The organism is Tetragenococcus halophilus subsp. halophilus DSM 20339, from assembly GCF_003841405.1.
In the GTDB taxonomy this organism is placed as follows: Bacteria; Bacillota; Bacilli; order Lactobacillales; family Enterococcaceae; genus Tetragenococcus; species Tetragenococcus halophilus.
This window is the reverse complement of sequence record NZ_PXYA01000002.1, coordinates 331,403-348,152: the sequence shown is the minus strand read 5'-3', so window position 1 is coordinate 348,152 and position 16,750 is coordinate 331,403. Positions and strand designations below refer to the sequence as shown.

15 protein-coding genes and 1 other annotated feature are annotated in these 16,750 nt (G+C 36.6%); of the genes, 10 read left to right on the top strand and 5 right to left on the bottom strand.

Features of this window, described 5'->3' with window-relative positions; translation table 11 throughout:
• Window positions 1–97: 97 nt before the first annotated feature.
• Window positions 98–1,762, bottom strand: a complete 1,665-nt coding sequence (locus tag C7K42_RS07345; protein WP_014123622.1) for a peptide ABC transporter substrate-binding protein — start codon at window positions 1,760–1,762, stop codon at window positions 98–100.
• Between the two features lie 258 nt (window positions 1,763–2,020).
• Window positions 2,021–2,159: a sequence feature (ribosomal protein L20 leader region), on the top strand.
• Between the two features lie 41 nt (window positions 2,160–2,200).
• Between C7K42_RS07345 and infC the strand changes: the two genes are divergently transcribed.
• Genes infC through rplT form a run of 3 tightly spaced genes read left to right on the top strand, consistent with a single transcriptional unit; the run spans window position 2,201 to window position 3,408 of the window.
• Window positions 2,201–2,728: a translation initiation factor IF-3 gene (infC, locus tag C7K42_RS07340; RefSeq protein WP_014123623.1), complete on the top strand. Its 528-nt coding sequence runs from the start codon at window positions 2,201–2,203 to the stop codon at window positions 2,726–2,728.
• A 57-nt stretch (window positions 2,729–2,785) separates the two neighbouring features.
• Complete coding sequence (rpmI, locus tag C7K42_RS07335; protein ID WP_014123624.1) at window positions 2,786–2,986, top strand: 50S ribosomal protein L35; 201 nt, start codon at window positions 2,786–2,788, stop codon at window positions 2,984–2,986.
• Window positions 2,987–3,045: 59 nt separating this feature from the next.
• Window positions 3,046–3,408, top strand: a complete 363-nt coding sequence (gene rplT / locus C7K42_RS07330) for a 50S ribosomal protein L20 (protein ID WP_014123625.1) — start codon at window positions 3,046–3,048, stop codon at window positions 3,406–3,408.
• Between the two features lie 92 nt (window positions 3,409–3,500).
• Here the strand turns inward: rplT and ltrA are convergent, their stop codons facing one another.
• The 4 genes from ltrA to C7K42_RS07310 all read right to left on the bottom strand — a co-directional run bounded on the left by ltrA (window position 3,501) and on the right by C7K42_RS07310 (window position 7,380).
• The gene (gene ltrA / locus C7K42_RS07325; protein WP_014124169.1) at window positions 3,501–4,799 is read right to left on the bottom strand and encodes a group II intron reverse transcriptase/maturase; all 1,299 of its coding nucleotides are present in this window, start codon (window positions 4,797–4,799) and stop codon (window positions 3,501–3,503) included.
• Window positions 4,800–5,477: 678 nt separating this feature from the next.
• Window positions 5,478–6,533, bottom strand: coding sequence for an FUSC family protein (locus tag C7K42_RS07315; protein WP_014123626.1), 1,056 nt, complete (start codon window positions 6,531–6,533; stop codon window positions 5,478–5,480).
• 109 nt (window positions 6,534–6,642) lie between these two features.
• Window positions 6,643–6,810: a hypothetical protein gene (locus C7K42_RS12890; protein ID WP_014123627.1), complete on the bottom strand. Its 168-nt coding sequence runs from the start codon at window positions 6,808–6,810 to the stop codon at window positions 6,643–6,645.
• Window positions 6,811–6,948: 138 nt separating this feature from the next.
• Window positions 6,949–7,380: an acyl-CoA thioesterase gene (locus tag C7K42_RS07310; protein ID WP_103099639.1), complete on the bottom strand. Its 432-nt coding sequence runs from the start codon at window positions 7,378–7,380 to the stop codon at window positions 6,949–6,951.
• A gap of 797 nt (window positions 7,381–8,177) precedes the next feature.
• Here C7K42_RS07310 and hisS point away from each other — a divergent pair.
• The 7 genes from hisS to comGC all read left to right on the top strand — a co-directional run bounded on the left by hisS (window position 8,178) and on the right by comGC (window position 16,744).
• On the top strand, window positions 8,178–9,461 hold the full coding sequence (hisS, locus tag C7K42_RS07305) for a histidine--tRNA ligase (RefSeq protein ID WP_014123629.1): 1,284 nt from the start codon (window positions 8,178–8,180) through the stop codon (window positions 9,459–9,461).
• Window positions 9,462–9,474: 13 nt separating this feature from the next.
• On the top strand, window positions 9,475–11,244 hold the full coding sequence (gene aspS / locus C7K42_RS07300) for an aspartate--tRNA ligase (RefSeq protein ID WP_014123630.1): 1,770 nt from the start codon (window positions 9,475–9,477) through the stop codon (window positions 11,242–11,244).
• Window positions 11,245–11,344: 100 nt separating this feature from the next.
• Window positions 11,345–12,220, top strand: coding sequence for a YitT family protein (locus C7K42_RS07295; protein WP_014123631.1), 876 nt, complete (start codon window positions 11,345–11,347; stop codon window positions 12,218–12,220).
• Window positions 12,221–12,357: 137 nt separating this feature from the next.
• The gene (locus tag C7K42_RS07290) at window positions 12,358–14,247 is read left to right on the top strand and encodes an acyltransferase family protein (protein WP_014123632.1); all 1,890 of its coding nucleotides are present in this window, start codon (window positions 12,358–12,360) and stop codon (window positions 14,245–14,247) included.
• Window positions 14,248–14,482: 235 nt separating this feature from the next.
• Window positions 14,483–15,421 (top strand): competence type IV pilus ATPase ComGA, encoded by a 939-nt coding sequence (comGA, locus tag C7K42_RS07285; RefSeq protein ID WP_014123633.1) that lies wholly within the window; start codon window positions 14,483–14,485, stop codon window positions 15,419–15,421.
• On the top strand, window positions 15,405–16,424 hold the full coding sequence (comGB, locus tag C7K42_RS07280) for a competence type IV pilus assembly protein ComGB (protein ID WP_227869103.1): 1,020 nt from the start codon (window positions 15,405–15,407) through the stop codon (window positions 16,422–16,424). The genes comGA and comGB overlap by 17 nt, the downstream gene beginning before the upstream one ends.
• Window positions 16,421–16,744, top strand: a complete 324-nt coding sequence (gene comGC, locus C7K42_RS07275) for a competence type IV pilus major pilin ComGC (RefSeq protein WP_050989739.1) — start codon at window positions 16,421–16,423, stop codon at window positions 16,742–16,744. Before comGB ends, comGC begins: the two co-directional genes overlap by 4 nt.
• Window positions 16,745–16,750: the final 6 nt, after the last annotated feature.

Sequence of the window (16,750 nt, the reverse complement as noted above, 5' to 3'; positions counted from 1 at the left end):
ATATCCGAACTACATTTGAGAAGGTCTGCTTATTGCAGCAACAATCTTTTGTTCGTTCGGATATTTTATTGCTTAAGATGCTATGTTACCATCCGACTTATTCTTTATAAGCCCATTTCAGATTATAACTTGGTCCGTAGGCATGCCAGTGTAAGTCTTTAACACTTGGATTTACTAAAGTAGAAAGACTTCTATTGTAGATAGGAGCGATCACTGCATCTTGGTTAATTAGTATATCTTGTGCTTCAACAAAATCATCAAATCGTGCTTCTTTATCAGCCGCATGATCTTCTCTTGTATCTTGGATTAACTTATCATAATCTTCATTACTGTAAGTAACGCCTCCTAAATCACTGCTAGACATAAAGATACGCATTACTGTTAGTGGGTCACGGTAATCAGTTCCCCAACCTGCTAGTTCTAAATCATACTCTTTGTTGGAGTCGCGATCTACGCGAACAGTAAAAGGAACTTGTTCAACAGTTATTTCTAGACCAGGTAAGTTATCTTGTAGTTCATATTGGAAAAATTCCGCATTTTTCTTAGCTTCTTCGGTGTCGTCAGTTAAGAAACCAAGTTCTACTTTATCAACACCAAGTTCTTCTTTCCCTTTTTCCCAAGCTTCTTTGGCTTTTTCAGGGTCATATGATAGATAATCATTTCTTTCATCTGCTACTTCAGTAAAATCTTTTTTACCATCAGGAGCTTTAGTTTGCCCTTTTGGAATTAAGTGATCCGTTGGGTTTGAATCATCTTGTAGTATATTTTTTACAAAGCTCTCCTTATCAAATGCTTGGGCAATCCCTTTACGAATATTTTCATTATCTAATGCATTCTTTTTGCCATCGCGCTCACTATTCATTTTCAAAAAGAAAGTGGTAAATTGTTCGACGGATTCAAACGATGGATCGTCTTTATAGGTTGGGATGTATTCACTGCTTAGTTTATCAATCATATCTAAAGCATCAGTCGTATATAAATTAATTGCTGTAGAAGGTGTTTTTACTACAGTGACATTTGCTTTGTCTAATTTGACTTCATCTTTATCCCAATAGCTCTCATTTTTTTCATAACCCCAATCGTCACCAGAAGCGCTCCAATCACTTAATTTAAATGGACCATTATAAATTAAATGATCTGAGTCAGTAGCATATTTTTTCCCTTGGTTTTCTACATATTCTTTATTTTGCGGATACAATACTGGGTAAGCTAGTAGTGACTTGAAGTAAGGAACAGGCCGTTCTAAGGTAAATTCTAATGTTTTATCGTCAATTGCTTTGACACCTAATGTGTCAATATCGCCATCTTCTAAGTTGATTTCTCGGGCATTTTTCACTACATCAAAAAGCACATCAGCGTTGGGTGCTGCATATTTTGGATCTGTGATTTTTTGAAAAGCAAAGACAAAATCATCAGCTGTAACAGGGGTGCCATCAGACCACTCGGCATCATCTCTTAAAGTAAATGTATAGACTGTTTCATCTTCGCTGATTTCAGGTTCTTCTGCAGCAACTCCTAGTTGCAATTCATCATCTGGTCCTAAAACATAAAGACCTTCAAAAACTTGGCTCATAGCCAAAGTTGAAGTTGTGTCACCAGCTTGACTAGGCTCCATTGTAGAGATAGCTGCTGAAGAACTTAATTCTAAATCTTGTTGGGCATTGTTACCTTGGGTGTCTTGGTTTGTTGAATTTCCTTGACAAGCTGTTAATAGTAATGTAGCAGAAATAGCGCCTAATAATGTTAGTTTTTTTGCTTTCACTTTCTCATCCCCCTTTTTATAAATAAATAAATAAATTTCTGAATCGTCAGATAATTTTTAATATTTGTAATTGCTAATTTACCATAATCGATAAAAGAAGAAACCGTCAAAAGTTACAATAAGAACTATCTGTATTTGGTCATTTTGAACAAACGGACTAAATACAGAAAAAGAAATTGGGGAATTAGCGAATAATAAAGAAAAATAGTATAAATAATTGACGTAGATAGGGTTATATGGTATAGTGTTTAAGTTGAGAAATGGAAGTAGAAGCACCCGCTTCTCGCCTTAGTGACAGATGTGGCTGGGCAGAATAGTTTTTACACAAAAAAGTTCGTTAGAGCTTAGTGTGGATACGTGCGGGTTCTTATAGAAGAACTCGTTTTTTTATGGTGATTTTCAATAAATCTTTCTTTCTCTCAAAAAACTTGGAGGTGAATGACCATAGCAAAAGATATGATGGTTAACGACGGCATTCGTGCACGTGAGTTGCGATTGATCGATCAAAACGGAGATCAACTTGGCGTCAAAACAAAAGCGGAAGCGATGGAGATAGCTGAACAAGCAAACTTAGATGTTGTTTTGGTAGCACCAAAAGCAAAACCACCCGTTGCGCGAATTATGGACTACGGAAAATATCGTTTCGAACAACAGAAAAAAGCACGTGAAGCTCGTAAAAAACAAAAAGTGATCAACGTAAAAGAAGTCCGCTTAAGTCCAGCGATCGATGAGAATGATTTCAATACGAAACTACGTAATGCACGTAAGTTCCTTCAAAAAGGCGATAAAGTGAAAGCTTCTATTCGTTTTAAAGGACGCGCCATTACCCATAAAGAAATTGGTCAGGAAGTCTTAGATCGTTTGGCTCAAGAAACAGAAGACGTTGCAACAGTTGAGCAAAAAGCGAAAATGGATGGTCGCAGTATGAATTTGATGCTTGCGCCTAAAAATGACAAGGAAAAATAACTTGCTGAAAGATTAATTAACAGTCAGGTTATATAGATTTTGAGGAGGAAATTAGTTATGCCAAAACAAAAAACACATCGCGGATTAGCTAAACGTGTAAAGCGTACTGCTAATGGCGGTTTAAAAAGACATCGTGCGTTTACAAGTCACCGTTTCCACGGTAAAACCAAAAAACAACGTCGTCAATTGCGCAAACCAGCAATGGTTTCAGCTGATGACCAAAAACGCATCAGCCAACAAATAGCTAAAATGAAATAAGTTTTGCGCAAATGTCGCATATCCATTTAAATGAAAGAACTACTTAGGAGGAATTAAACATGGCACGTGTTAAAGGTGGAGCAGTAACTCGTAGACGTCGTAAAAGAACGCTAAAATTAGCAAAAGGTTACTACGGAGCTAAACATACTTTATATAAAAAAGCAAAAGAACAAATGATGAGATCGAATAGTTATGCATTTCGCGATCGTCGTCAGAAAAAACGCGATTTCCGTAAATTATGGATTGCGCGTATTAATGCAGCAGCTCGTATGAATAATATTAGCTATTCAAAATTGATGCATGGGCTAAAAGAAGCTGGCATCGATGTAAACCGTAAAATGTTAGCAGATATTGCAGTAAATGACGAAAGTGGTTTTACTGCCTTGGTAGAACAAGCAAAATCTGCATTGAACGACAACTAAATGATAATAGGGTAGAGGGGAAATAAGATTTCCGCCCCTCCCGTCGCACCGTACGTACGGTTCTCGTATACGGCGCTCCATTTGTATTGTTTTCACGCTTGATTAAGATAGTAATTTAAAGGATTGACCAATCCAGGTCGATCCTTTTTCTTTATGGCTAAAACTTTCGGACTTAGGGTAAAATTGACGACGTCCATGCCACATTTCCTATACCAACCTAATCTCGAATTTGCCACCTTATAAATATTTTCTTTGGTAAAATGGCATTTGAATAATCGGTTTAATTGTTGTAGATTCGTATAGATTCGTTGTGGCAGTTTCCATTGCTTTATGATGATCACTCGGACTTTATGTCGTAACCATTGCCCAAACTTTGCTAGATAGGTTTTCATATTCCCGATACGGTAGTAATTGATCCAGCCTCTTATCGTTTGGTTGAGTTTCGTGAATGTCACCGCTAAGGGTCGTGACACAGCCTGTTTTCTTTTAAGGATGGCTTTCGTTTTATCATAGAGCTTTGTTTTACTGACTTTGCTCGGTTTACACTGCCAACCCTTCTGGTTCTTCCAGAAGGTAAACCCTAAAAATTGACTCTGTGTCGGTCGTACCACCTTGGTTTTTGTGACGTTCACTCGTAAGAAAAGCTTTCTTTCAATCCAACTCGTAATAGATTTCATTACACGATTGGCTGCCCGCTCACTTTTGACAAAGATATCCGTATCATCCGCATAACGGACAAAATAGAGTCCTCTTGCTTCTAGTTCTTTATCCAATTTGTCCAGATAAATATTCGCTAAAATGGGACTTAAAGGTCCGCCTTGCGGAACGCCCGTTTCATTCGGACGAACAAAGCCATTTTCCATAATCCCTGCTTTTAAGAAAACACGTATTAAGTGAAGCGTTTCTCTATCTTTGACCCGTTCTCTAAGGGTCGAGATTAATTTATCATGATGAACCGTATCAAAATATTTCTCAATGTCCATATCAATGAGCCATTCATAACCTTCATTCAAGTAATCAAGAACTTTTTCAATCGCTTGATGTGCACTTCGATTGGGACGAAAACCATAGCTGCTTTCACTGAAGTGAACATCGAAAATGCGACTCAGCTGTTGCGCGGTTGCTTGTTGTACCACACGGTCCACGACACTTGGAATCCCTAAAGGTCTTTGTTTTCCATCGGGCTTAGGGATATAAACTCGTTTGACTGTTTTCGGACGGTAAGTCATCGATCGAATCTCTTGAACAAGGGAATGTCCGTGTTGATAGAAATAATGGTCAAGTTCGTCGACTGTCATTTTATCAACACCCGGAGCGCCTTTATTCTTTTTGACCTGCTCGATGGCTTGTCTCATGTTTTGCTGGCTCGTGATCTTTTCAATGAATCTCATGCGCTGTTCCTCCTCTAGGTGTAGATGGATCCAAGATCGTCCTCACTACTTTTCCCATCGATAGTTACGTTCTACCGTTCTAGGGTATCCTCGTTTCCGGACTGCTTGGATATTTTCTTCTAGCGATTCACACTATACAAACATTCAGCCCTTCACTACATGTAATATCATAGCTACTATGGCCTCGGCTGACTTCTTACGACAAACCTTTTTCGACCGTTCGCAAACGTCCGTAAGATCTCCCAGGGTAAGACACTTATCTTTCTCTCCACAACCTCTTGATTTACTGTCTTGGTTTTACGTTTACCTTTTGGACTTCGGCTTGATATGCAGCCTTATCCACCATTTAGCCTCATCAAGTTCCTGTGCGTAGGTTCAAGAGATTTGCGCCACCACTTCCTTCACCCCATCATCGCTGATTTCGGCTTGTGGCTCGCTACACTTGGCGGTAACTACCCGTGACTAGACTTTCACTAGCTAGATAAATGCCATGCCTGGCACACATAATAAAAAGAGGTCTATTCATTGGAATAGGCCTCTTTACTTTAAAATAAAGCTTATGAAAACCTCGGCAGTCCTTAGGTATCACCTAGGTAAACCATTGGGAATATTAAACGATTATTGGGAAATGAGCATAAGTTGATATTATTAGATCATTGGTAAATCGCAACGTTTGTTTCAATTAGGATCTTTATCGAAACTTTCGTGTAAATGAAATGAACGGTTGTAAAATTTGAGTCCGGTTGTGATCAAAAATGCAGAAAAAGCGCCCAATAAGGATCCTAAAGCAATTCCTATAAAGCGATATTGTAATAAAGAAGGTACATCTATTTCTTTAGTTAAACTGGCCAACAGTAAAGCCATAGGTGTTGTAAAAAAGGCAGAAAGACCATAATTCGTACGTACTGCGATTTGTGACATTGTAAAAAGTGTGATGATTATGAAAATTGTTTCTAAAGTTGTTAAAGGAGTATACAAAAGTACAGCGGCAATTCCGATACCGATCACGGTTCCTAGGATACGTTGGATATTGCGTTGCAAAATAGCTCTTAAGTTATCGCCTTGTAAAATAGCTGCACAAGAAATAACCATCCAATAAGGATTTTGTAACTGTAAACCGGCACTTAAGTAGACAGCTAAAAATAACGTTGAACCATAAAAAATACCATCGATAAAAACGCCAGGGTCTTCGTAAACGTGTTGTGAAATAGATTTTTCCTCTAAAATTTCTGGCGCTTCTTTTTCCGCAAAGTGTACAATAATAGCCATAAGCATAGCAATAACAGCACCCAATATATAATAACTACATAAAATAGGAACTTGATTAAAGGGAACGTTGATATTTGTCCCCATAGCTGCAACTAAAATACAAAAAAATACCCCGGGTTTTTTGATATCATAAAGTCGGAAAAAAACTCGGCCAAAAAAAGCAATCAATCCAATAATGATGGGTGTAAACCAGCTAGCAGAAGAGGTTAAAATACCTGCTGAAAAACTTGTTAGGATAAAAAGAGTGATGGCTATGAAACGATGGAGTAAGTTTTTTAAAGGGATGTTTTCATAATACATCAGAATAAAAATACCTAAAAAGCCAAAACTTGCAATAGACATATTGTGTGAAAAGTATCCAATAAAAAATATAAAAGTCATACAAAGAATTGTTCCGAAAAGTTGCACTGCGTTGATTTTGAGTTTATGTAGATGCAATAAATCTTTGAAAAAATTATTTTTCACTATATAACCACCTCGCTATAAGAATAACATAGATCTGACATTTTATGTTTAGAAAAGGAGGAATAGGCAAAATAACAAAGGCTTGAGTTTTTTCCTATAAAAGGAAAACTCAAGCCTTTGTTATTTCTTCTAACTTTTTAACACGTCCGCCGATTTTATCCGCGAATTTTTCGGAATCTTTTTTTGTATAAAACACCAATAGATTTCTAGGGGTTTTATCACGTGTTCGGCGACCCTCTTTAGAAATGTATCCATGAAAAACTTTGACTACATACATAAAAAGTCCTCCCTTATTCTAATGTAACCTTGATTATACGAAAGACTAGCAGAAAAGCAATAAAAACGCTCACATTTAATAAAAATATTAAAATTTTATTTAACCCGCCTACGAGAGTTCGTATATTTAAGCAAAGCATTAAAAATCAGAAGAGCTAATTTTTTGATAGTTCGTAAATATTTGATGAAAATCAGGATAATCCTTTTTTAAACGTATAAAATGATTCGTATTTTGTTCTAAAAAACAATGCTTGCTGCTTCCAGTGGTTACTATTTGATCTTTTTCATTGGTTATTGTATAAGAAAAATCTAATCGTGTACGGTTATATTTTGCAACTAAAGGATCGATCCGTACTTGTTCTCCATAGTGGAGCATGCCCTTGTATTGACAGTCAACTGCTAATACAGGAACGATAATCCCCGCTTTTTCCATGTCTTGATAAGCAAGCCCTAAATATTCTAATAAACCAACTCGAGCTTCTTCAAACCAACGAATATAATTTGAATGATGAACAATACCCATTTGATCTGTTTCATAGTAATGAGGCTTACGGTAATAGCCAGGATACATATTCTCACCTCTTTCTTATTATAGTCTAAAATTTTTCTATTTAAATTACAAGAAAATAAAAAGGAAACTTTCAGTAATAATCTTGCTAAAAAGCTTGACTTTTCAAGGCTTTTCTTGTAATTTAAAGCTAATACAAAAATGCCTGAGAAGGAACAAACATTTAGTAAAAAACTTTTTAGAGAAAAACTATCTTGGCTGAAAATAGTTTAAGTGAATACTAGATGTAAAGACATTCCGGAGGAGAGCGAGCCAAAAGCCGTTCCGCTTAAACGAGCGTTATTCGTCAAAGGAAAGCAAGACTTTCAAAATTAGGTGGTACCGCGACTGATTCGCCCTTGTAAAAACAAGGGCTTTTTTATTTGCTGTGAATCACTACGATTTAGCGACCAAAGGGAGCTGAGAGTAGATGATGAACAGTACTAGGGCGAGCGAAAGCGAGGCGTAGTGACCGAAGTAACCGAATCACTACGATTCAGCGACCAGAGGAAGCTGAGAGTAGATCCTTCAAGGCCTTAGCGACTTGTCGCTTAGACCTTGATGAGATCGAAGCGTAAGCGAAGAGATGAACAGTACTAGGGCGAGCGAAAGCGAGGCGTAGTGACCGAAGTAACCGAATCACTACGATTCAGCGACCAAAGGGAGCTAAGAGTAGATCCTTCAAGGCCTTAGCGACTTGTCGCTTAGACCTTGATGAGATCGAAGCGTAAGCGAAGAGATGAACAGTACTAGGGCGAGCAAAAGCGAGGCGTAGTGACCGAATTATTTTTTTATCGGTACGAGTTTTAGGAGGAAAAACAATGAGTTATCAACGACCAAAAGGTACAAATGATATTCTACCTGGTGAATCGGAAAAATGGCAGTTTATTGAAGATACAGCACGTAGTTTGTTTAATAACTACCAGTATCAAGAAATTCGTACGCCTTTATTTGAACACTATGAAGTGATTTCAAGAAGCGTAGGAGATACAACGGATATTGTTTCTAAAGAAATGTATGATTTTTATGACAAGGGCGGACGCCATATCACTTTGCGTCCAGAAGGGACAGCGCCTATTGTGCGTGCCTATGTTGAGCATAAATTATTTGGGCCTGAATATAGTAAGCCTTATAAGGTCTTTTATATTGGACCGATGTTTCGCTATGAACGTCCACAAAAGGGTCGCTTGCGTCAATTTCACCAAATCGGCGTGGAAGCCTTTGGATCGGATAATGCGGCAACGGATGTTGAAACAATGGTTATGGCCTTAGCGTTTTTCAAACAGTTGGGAATCCAACATTTGCATTTGGTTATTAATACCTTAGGCGATAAAGCGACTAGAGAAAACTACCGTCAAGCACTAATTGATTATTTTTCTGCCTATGAAAATAAACTAAGTGAAGATTCTAAAAGACGCTTGCATGAAAATCCTTTACGTATTTTAGATAGTAAAGACAAGGCGGATAAAAAATTGGTAGCTGACGCGCCTTCGATTTTGGACTACTTAAGTGAAAAAGCACAAGCGCATTTTACTCAGGTTACTACAATGTTGGATGCGTTGGAAATTTCCTATGAGATTGAGTCAACAATGGTGCGTGGCTTGGATTATTATACCCACACTATTTTTGAAATTATGAGTGATAACCCTCAATTAGGTGCACAATCCACCCTTTGTGCTGGGGGTCGTTATGATCAATTGGTAGAAGAATTAGGCGGCCCCGATACGCCTGGTTTTGGCTTTGCTATTGGTATTGAGCGGTTGTTACTAGTTCTTGAAAATGAAGAAGTCGAACTACCTGCGTTACATCAATTGGATGCTTACGTTGTTAATATCGGTGCATCAACCAATACTGAAGCTTTGAAAGTTACACAGGCAATACGTGATGCGGGTTTTTCTGCTGATCGTGATGTAATGGGACGTAAAGCAAAAGCGCAATTTAAATCAGCTGATAAACAAAGGGCTAAATTTGTCTTTACTTTAGGTGAAGATGAATTAAACGCTGGGATGATCAATGTAAAATCAATGGCAAGTGGAGAAGAAAAACGGATTCCACTAACTACAGTTTATAATGATTTAACACAAATTTTTGATGAAATGAACTAAAGGAGAAAAGAGCATGGGAAATAGAACCGTTTATTGTGGTCGAGTGTCAAAAGATAATTTGGAACAGCCAATTACATTACAAGGCTGGGTACAAAAAAGAAGAGATTTGGGCGGCGTTATTTTTATTGACCTACGGGATCGAGAAGGGATCGTCCAAGTAGTATTTAACCCGAAAAATTCACAAGAAGCTTGGGAAATTGCGGACAGTTGTCGTAGTGAATACGTAATAGAAGTTACCGGTATTGTAAAAAACCGGGGCAAAGAAGCGATCAACCCTAATATGCAGACGGGTGAATTCGAAGTGATGGCTAGCAATATTACAATTTTAAATAAAGCAAAAACGCCTCCTTTTTCAATTGAGGAAGATACCAAAGCAGGGGATGATATTCGCTTAAAATATCGTTATTTAGACTTGCGAAGAACTAATATGACTAGAAATTTGAAGTTGCGATCAAAAACAACGCGAGCAATTCGCCACTTTTTAGACGATCATGAGTTTTTAGATATTGAAACGCCCTTTTTAGGGAGATCGACGCCAGAAGGAGCTCGTGATTATCTAGTGCCTTCACGTGTACATCCGGGCCACTTTTATGCATTGCCACAATCACCACAAATTTTTAAACAATTATTGATGGATGCTGGTCTGGATCGTTATTATCAAATTGTTCGTTGTTTTAGAGATGAAGATTTACGAGGAGATCGGCAACCGGAATTTACCCAGGTTGATATTGAAGCTTCTTTTTTAACACCTGAAGATATTCAAAATTATACAGAACAAATGCTTGCTAAAGTAATGCAAGATACTTTGGGAATAGACATTGAACGACCTTTTCCTAAAATGACTTGGGATGAAGCGATGAATCGTTTTGGTAGTGATAAGCCAGATACCCGTTTTGGCATGGAATTGATCGATCTTTCAGAAGTCGTTAAAGATGTAGACTTTAAAGTCTTTCAAATGGCCTTACAAAATGGTGGTGTAGTAAAAGCGTTGAATGCCAAAGGGGCGGCCAAAAATTATTCACGTAAGGATATGGATCAATTAGGGCAGTACGCGAGTCAATTTGGAGCTAAGGGACTAGCCTGGTTGAAAGTAGAAGAAGATGGACTTAAAGGTCCGATTGCAAAATTCTTAACAGATGTATCCGATGAAATTATTCGTCAAACAGACGCAGAAGTGGGCGATTTAATTATGTTCGGTGCTGACTCTTTTGAAGTGGTAGCAGCAACCTTAGGCGCTATTCGCACACGTTTGGCAAGAGAGCTAGATTTGATCGACCAAAGTAAATTTAACTTTCTATGGGTGGTTGACTTTCCACAGTTTGAATATAGTCAAGAAGAAGGACGTTATGTTTCTGCCCATCATCCTTTTACCATGCCTAAAGAATCAGATATTCCTTATTTAGAAACTGATCCAGCAAAAGTTCATGCTGAAGCTTATGATATTGTATTAAATGGTTATGAATTAGGTGGTGGTTCATTACGTATCCATACTAAAGAACTGCAAGAGCAAATGTTTAAGACTTTAGGTTTTTCACCAGAAAAGATGGAGGAACAATTTGGCTTTTTATTAGAAGCTTTAGATTATGGTTTTCCTCCGCACGGTGGTATTGCTTTAGGTCTAGATCGCTTAGTAATGTTATTAGCCGGAGAAGACAATATTCGCGAAGTTATCGCTTTTCCAAAAAATGGTAAAGCTATGGATCCGATGACTAACGCGCCAAGTACAGTATCTCCACTTCAATTATATGAATTAAACATTGATGTAACAGACACTGAAGAGTAAAATTTATCGAATAAGGAAAAGCATATGAATAGTGTACTGCTTTTCTCCTTATTCGAATTTTTTGTTATAATAGAATAAATAACAAAAAGAGGGTAGATTAATGAAGCAACTTTTAAGTGATTTCTTCCATGCTGACTATGTTAATCGTTTTTCTTTTTCTTTAGTCTATGCATTATTGGCTTCTGTGGCTTTAAATTTTTTCTATGAACCAGGCAATATTTATGCTAATGGTGCAACAGGTTTGGCACAAATTATTTCCACGGTATTTCAACAGTTTTTTCATATAGACTTTCCCATTGGCTGGGTACTATTATTAATTAATCTGCCTTTATTTGTATTGGGCTGGTTTAAGATTAGTCGACGTTTTACTGTATTTACCGGAATTACAGTGGTTCTTACTTCTTTATTTATGGAATTTATTCCTACAGAAGTTTTAACGACTGATCCAATTATCTGTGCTATTTTTGGCGGAGTGTTAACAGGTGCAGGAATTGGTTATGCTTTTAAAAATGGTTTATCTTCAGGTGGATTAGATTTTATTACGATCTACATTCGTAAAAAGACCGGCAGAGATGTGGGTTCACTTGCCATTATTTTTAATGGTATGATCATGTTTGCGGCGGGTGTATTGTTTGGTTGGCAATACGCTTTATATAGTGCCTTATCAATATTTGTTAGTGGAAAAGTGACAGATGTCGTTTATACAAAACAACAGAAAATGCAAGTAATGATTATTACGCGTCAGCCAGACATTGTGGTCGAAACTTTGCAAAGTCATCTACGTCGTGGAATTACTATTATAAATAACGCTCAAGGAGCTTATACTAAAGAAGGCGAAAAGGTACTATTTACAATAGTGACCCGTTACGAATTACCTTTACTACGTCAGGCCATGAAGGAATCTGACAAAGAAGCATTTGTCAGTATTACAGAAAATGTCCAGATTTTAGGGAATTTCTATGAAGAAGAGTTATAACAGCTTTTACAGTTATTGAGGGAAACACTAGTTTTAATTTTTTATAAGAATTATATTACAGATTGCTTTTGTGCGTTTTTTTTGGTTAGATAAAATTTGTCACAACGCTAGATAGAGTATAAGAAGGTACAAAAATCATGGAGAAAAAAAGAATTAAAAACAGCCGATATATCACAGGTATTGATGGTATCCGTACACTAGCGGTTATCGGAGTCATTTTATATCATTTATTGCCTTCTTATTTACCAGGAGGCTATTTAGGAGTACCCATTCTATTGGTTATTTCTGGCTATTTGATTACTGATTTATTACGGCAGGAATGGAAACAAAATGAGAAGATAGATGTTTTAAAATTTTATATTCGGCGTCTAAAAAGATTATATCCATCTTTAGTTACGGTATTGGTTGTTTCAACTGCTTACATAACTTTGTTCCAAAGAAACTTATTAAATAACATACGAGGTGCCGTTTTTAGCAGTCTTTTATATGTGAATAATTGGTGGCAAATTGATCATGGACTTTCTTATTTTGATCGTTTTGGCAATGAATCTCCTTTTACTCATTTGTGGACGATGGCAGTTGAAGGGCAAAATTACTTGATTTGGCCGCTTCTTTTTATCCTTTTAATAAAATTTGTGAGACGGAAAGATTGGATCTTTTATATATTAACTATTGGAGGTCTTCTATCAGCCATAGGAATGGCAGTTGGTTTTACCCCAGGAGAAGATCCTACAAGAATTTATTATGGTACCGACACGCGGATTTTTTCCATACTGATTGGGAATGCTTTAGCTTTTATCTGGCCAAGTACTCGTTTGAAAGAAGAAATTCCGGACAGTGCCAAAAAGATTTTAAATACTGCTGGCTTAGCTTCTTTATTCCTACTTATCGTTTCATATATTTTTATGGATGATCGTTTTAGTTTTCCTTATTATGGAGGAATCTATTTAGTCAGTGTTGTTACAGCTGTTTTAGTTGCTGTTACGGCTCATCCTGGCGCAAGCTTGAATCGTTGGCTCACTAACCCAGTATTTAGTTATTTAGGGAAACGTAGTTATGGTATTTACTTATATCAATTTCCAGTAATGATTTTTTATGAAGCTAAAGTTAATGTGGCCAATAACGTTTGGTTGCATGTGTTTATTGAATTAGCATTGATTGTCTTATGTAGTGAGTTGTCTTATCGTTTTATAGAAGAACCTCTTAGAAAATTTGATTATAAAAAGACTTGGACAATGATTAAAGGTTGGTTTTCTAAACCAATACTTAGTAAACAAAAAGCTGTGGGGATAGCCAGCTTTATAGTAGTTCTTATTGCGTCTATTGGTGTTAGTATAGCGCCTAGTAGTGCTGTCAATGCAAACCAGGCAGAGTTTCAAGAGGAAATTCAAGAAAACAAACAGGCTGCCCAAAAGACTAAAAATGAAGATGACACAAATGATTCAGAAGAAGAGACACAAGATACTGCTACAGATGAAAATATTTTAGAAACTTATAGTACGGATATAGATCATGTGACGGAAAAATATGGCTTGACAGAAAAACAAGTAAAACAGGCGAGAGAGACTGAAGTTACAGCCTTTGGAGATTCTGTTTTATTAGGTTCTACTAAAAACATCCAAGAAATTTTCCCGGATGCTGTTATTGATGCTGATGTGGGAAGACAATTGTATGATAGTGTGGATCTTTTACAGGAATTAAAAGATGAAGATAATCTAAAAGAAAATGTTGTTTTAGCTTTAGGAAGCAATGGTTACGCGGATGAAGCTCAATTTGATGATTTGATGGATGTTATAGGTGATCGAAAAGTTTATTTAATTAATGTCCGAGTGCCTACGCAACGTTGGCAAAACGATAATAATAGCTTATTTAAAAAAATGAATGATAAATATAAACGCATTACCTTGGTCGATTGGTATGATTTAAGTAATGAAAATACCAACTGGTTCCGAGAAGATCAAGTTCATCCAACTGATGTCGGCAGAGTCGAATATACTTCTTTATTAGCTGAAAAAATATTAGAATAATACGCAAAAGTCTCGCTGTAAAAATTTTCAGCGGGGCTTTTGTTTATGATTATAACGTTCTTATGTGCTTAAGTCTTATTAGGCGCATAGGAACGCTTTTTTTGTGCCCTTATTTTATGTCTATCTCGCTAGTTTTTGCCTCTACTATTCTAAGCTAATTGAAAACTAAAAAAGTTATGAGTACAAAAAAGAAATGAGTAAAAATTGCGTACTTAATAGTGAAAGGAGGACAGAGATGACAATCGAGAAATTATCTGATGAATTAATTAGCTATGGGAAAGAACAAAAAATGCAGGACATGTATCTGTATTTGTTGAACGAGCAGGCAATCATCTATTTTCGAAAAAATGCACAGTTGTTTAAGTACAAAGAGCTTTCTTATGAACAAGCACAGCAGTTGATTTCAAGGTTTAAATATCTAGGAGAAATGGATGTAGGTGAAAAGCGTAAAGCGCAACTAGGGGCTATAAGTTACTTAATCAAAGATTATACGCAAAGATTGCGCTTATCAACTGTTGGCGATTACCAAGGAAATGAAAGTCTAGTGATTCGTTTTTTGTACAACTTAAAACAAGAGAAGCCAACCTATTTTTTCCCACAAGATGCAGAGTTAATTCAACAAAAAATCCAAAAAGAAAGGGGGTTATATCTTTTTAGTGGTCCTACCGGATCGGGGAAAACTACTTTGATGTATCACATTGCACAATATACAAAAGGACAGGTGATTACCATTGAAGACCCTGTGGAAATCGAAGAACCGAAGTTTTTACAGCTACAAACAAATGAAAAAATTCAGCAGACATATGACCAGCTTATCAAACTGTCACTACGACATCGTCCAGACTTACTGATCATTGGCGAAATTCGCGATCAATTAACAGCAAAAGCAGCCATACGTGCAGCATTGACTGGGCATACTGTACTAGCAACGGTACATGCAAAAGGAGTGCTTGAAACAAAGGGGCGCCTGTTAGATTTAGTAGGTAGTCAAACAGAGCTGGGGGATTGTTTAAATGGAGTGATCTATCAACAACTATTTTTAGACAGCCAAAAAGAAAGTCGAGCTTTACTGGCCTACGAATTTTTTACGGGTGAGTTAGAACAAAGACAGTGGACAAAAGCATACGCACAAGCACAAAAGAAAGGGTTACTGGGTATTGAAAAGAAAACATAAAAATAACGCCCTTATGCGTGAACAATTTTTAGAAATGCTGATTAGTTTATTGGAAAATGGGTTTTCTTTACAAGAAAGTTTAGCAGTAATGCAGCGTAACAAACAATTTTCTTGGGAAATTTTGCAATGTTTTACAAGCGGTCTTGCTAAGGGCGCTAGTTTTGCAGAATGTTTTTATCAGGCAGGGTTTAGCCTGGCAGAAACGACACAAGTACAGTTAGCAGATATACATGGCAATATCGTTGTTACGCTAAAAAACATTCTAAATACTATGCAAATTTTAAGAAAACAGAAAAAAGAATTAAGTAAAGTGGCAAGTTATCCGTTATTATTATTTCTATTTGTACTTGCTTTATTATTTGCTATGCGTTTTTTTCTCCTGCCTTCATTACTACAATCAGGGATGATTGAAACAAGCCATTGGAGTATTTGGTTAATTGCTTATGGGCCATTTATTATGGTGGGGTTTATCCTTATTATCTTATGCTTACTTGTTGCTGGTTGGTGGTATGCCAAGCAGCAAACTGTGATTGATCGCGGTGTTTTTTTGGCAGGATTACCGTTTATTGGCTTTTTATACAAAATGTATCAGACCAGCTATTTTGCTTTAGAGTGGGGGAAGATGTTCAAACAAGGTCTTGAGGCCAGACAGATATTAGGATTTATGGAAAGTGTTAATCCTCATTCTTTAGTTGCTAGCTTAGCTAGAGAATTAAACGATGCATTATCTAAAGGAAATTCATTAGCTAAAGAGTTAGAAAGCTATCCTTTTTTACTGCCAGAATTTTCTCTAATTATTTTACAAGGAGAAGTTAAAGGAAAACTAGGCGAAGAACTACTCCTTTATAGTCAATTGCTGACCAAAAGAATCGTTGAAAAAATAGAAGGTTGGATTCAATGGATACAGCCGCTTGTTTTTTTATTTGTCGCTGTTTTGATTATGGCTATTTATATTGCGATGTTTTTACCTATGTATGAGAACGTTGGAGGTATTATGAAATGACAAAAATACGGAAGTTTCAATTAAGCGAATTTTTACACAATCAATTGATTAAACTTAAAAAAAGATCCAAAAAAGCGTTTACGTTAATAGAAATGATGATCGTACTTTTAATTATTAGTGTTTTAGTCTTGCTATTTATCCCTAATTTATCAAAGCAAAAAGATACAGTTTCAGAGCAAGGAGATGAAGCTATTGTCAAAACTGTTGAGACTCAGATTGAAGTTTATGAAATCAATCATAACCAAAAAATCACCGATAGTAAGTTGAAAGAATTAGTCACGCCCGAACAATATAAGGTATACAAAAAGTATAAAAATTAGGAGAAT

Coding starts and splice junctions, on each gene's coding strand:
- rpmI (WP_014123624.1), top strand. CDS start 2,786: ATGCCAAAACAAAAAACACATCGCGGATTAGCTAAACGTGTAAAGCGT.
- comGC (WP_050989739.1), top strand. CDS start 16,421: ATGACAAAAATACGGAAGTTTCAATTAAGCGAATTTTTACACAATCAA.
- hisS (WP_014123629.1), top strand. CDS start 8,178: ATGAGTTATCAACGACCAAAAGGTACAAATGATATTCTACCTGGTGAA.
- infC (WP_014123623.1), top strand. CDS start 2,201: ATGACCATAGCAAAAGATATGATGGTTAACGACGGCATTCGTGCACGT.
- C7K42_RS07310 (WP_103099639.1), bottom strand. CDS start 7,380: ATGTATCCTGGCTATTACCGTAAGCCTCATTACTATGAAACAGATCAA.
- rplT (WP_014123625.1), top strand. CDS start 3,046: ATGGCACGTGTTAAAGGTGGAGCAGTAACTCGTAGACGTCGTAAAAGA.
- C7K42_RS07290 (WP_014123632.1), top strand. CDS start 12,358: ATGGAGAAAAAAAGAATTAAAAACAGCCGATATATCACAGGTATTGAT.
- aspS (WP_014123630.1), top strand. CDS start 9,475: ATGGGAAATAGAACCGTTTATTGTGGTCGAGTGTCAAAAGATAATTTG.
- C7K42_RS07295 (WP_014123631.1), top strand. CDS start 11,345: ATGAAGCAACTTTTAAGTGATTTCTTCCATGCTGACTATGTTAATCGT.
- C7K42_RS12890 (WP_014123627.1), bottom strand. CDS start 6,810: ATGTATGTAGTCAAAGTTTTTCATGGATACATTTCTAAAGAGGGTCGC.
- comGA (WP_014123633.1), top strand. CDS start 14,483: ATGACAATCGAGAAATTATCTGATGAATTAATTAGCTATGGGAAAGAA.
- ltrA (WP_014124169.1), bottom strand. CDS start 4,799: ATGAGATTCATTGAAAAGATCACGAGCCAGCAAAACATGAGACAAGCC.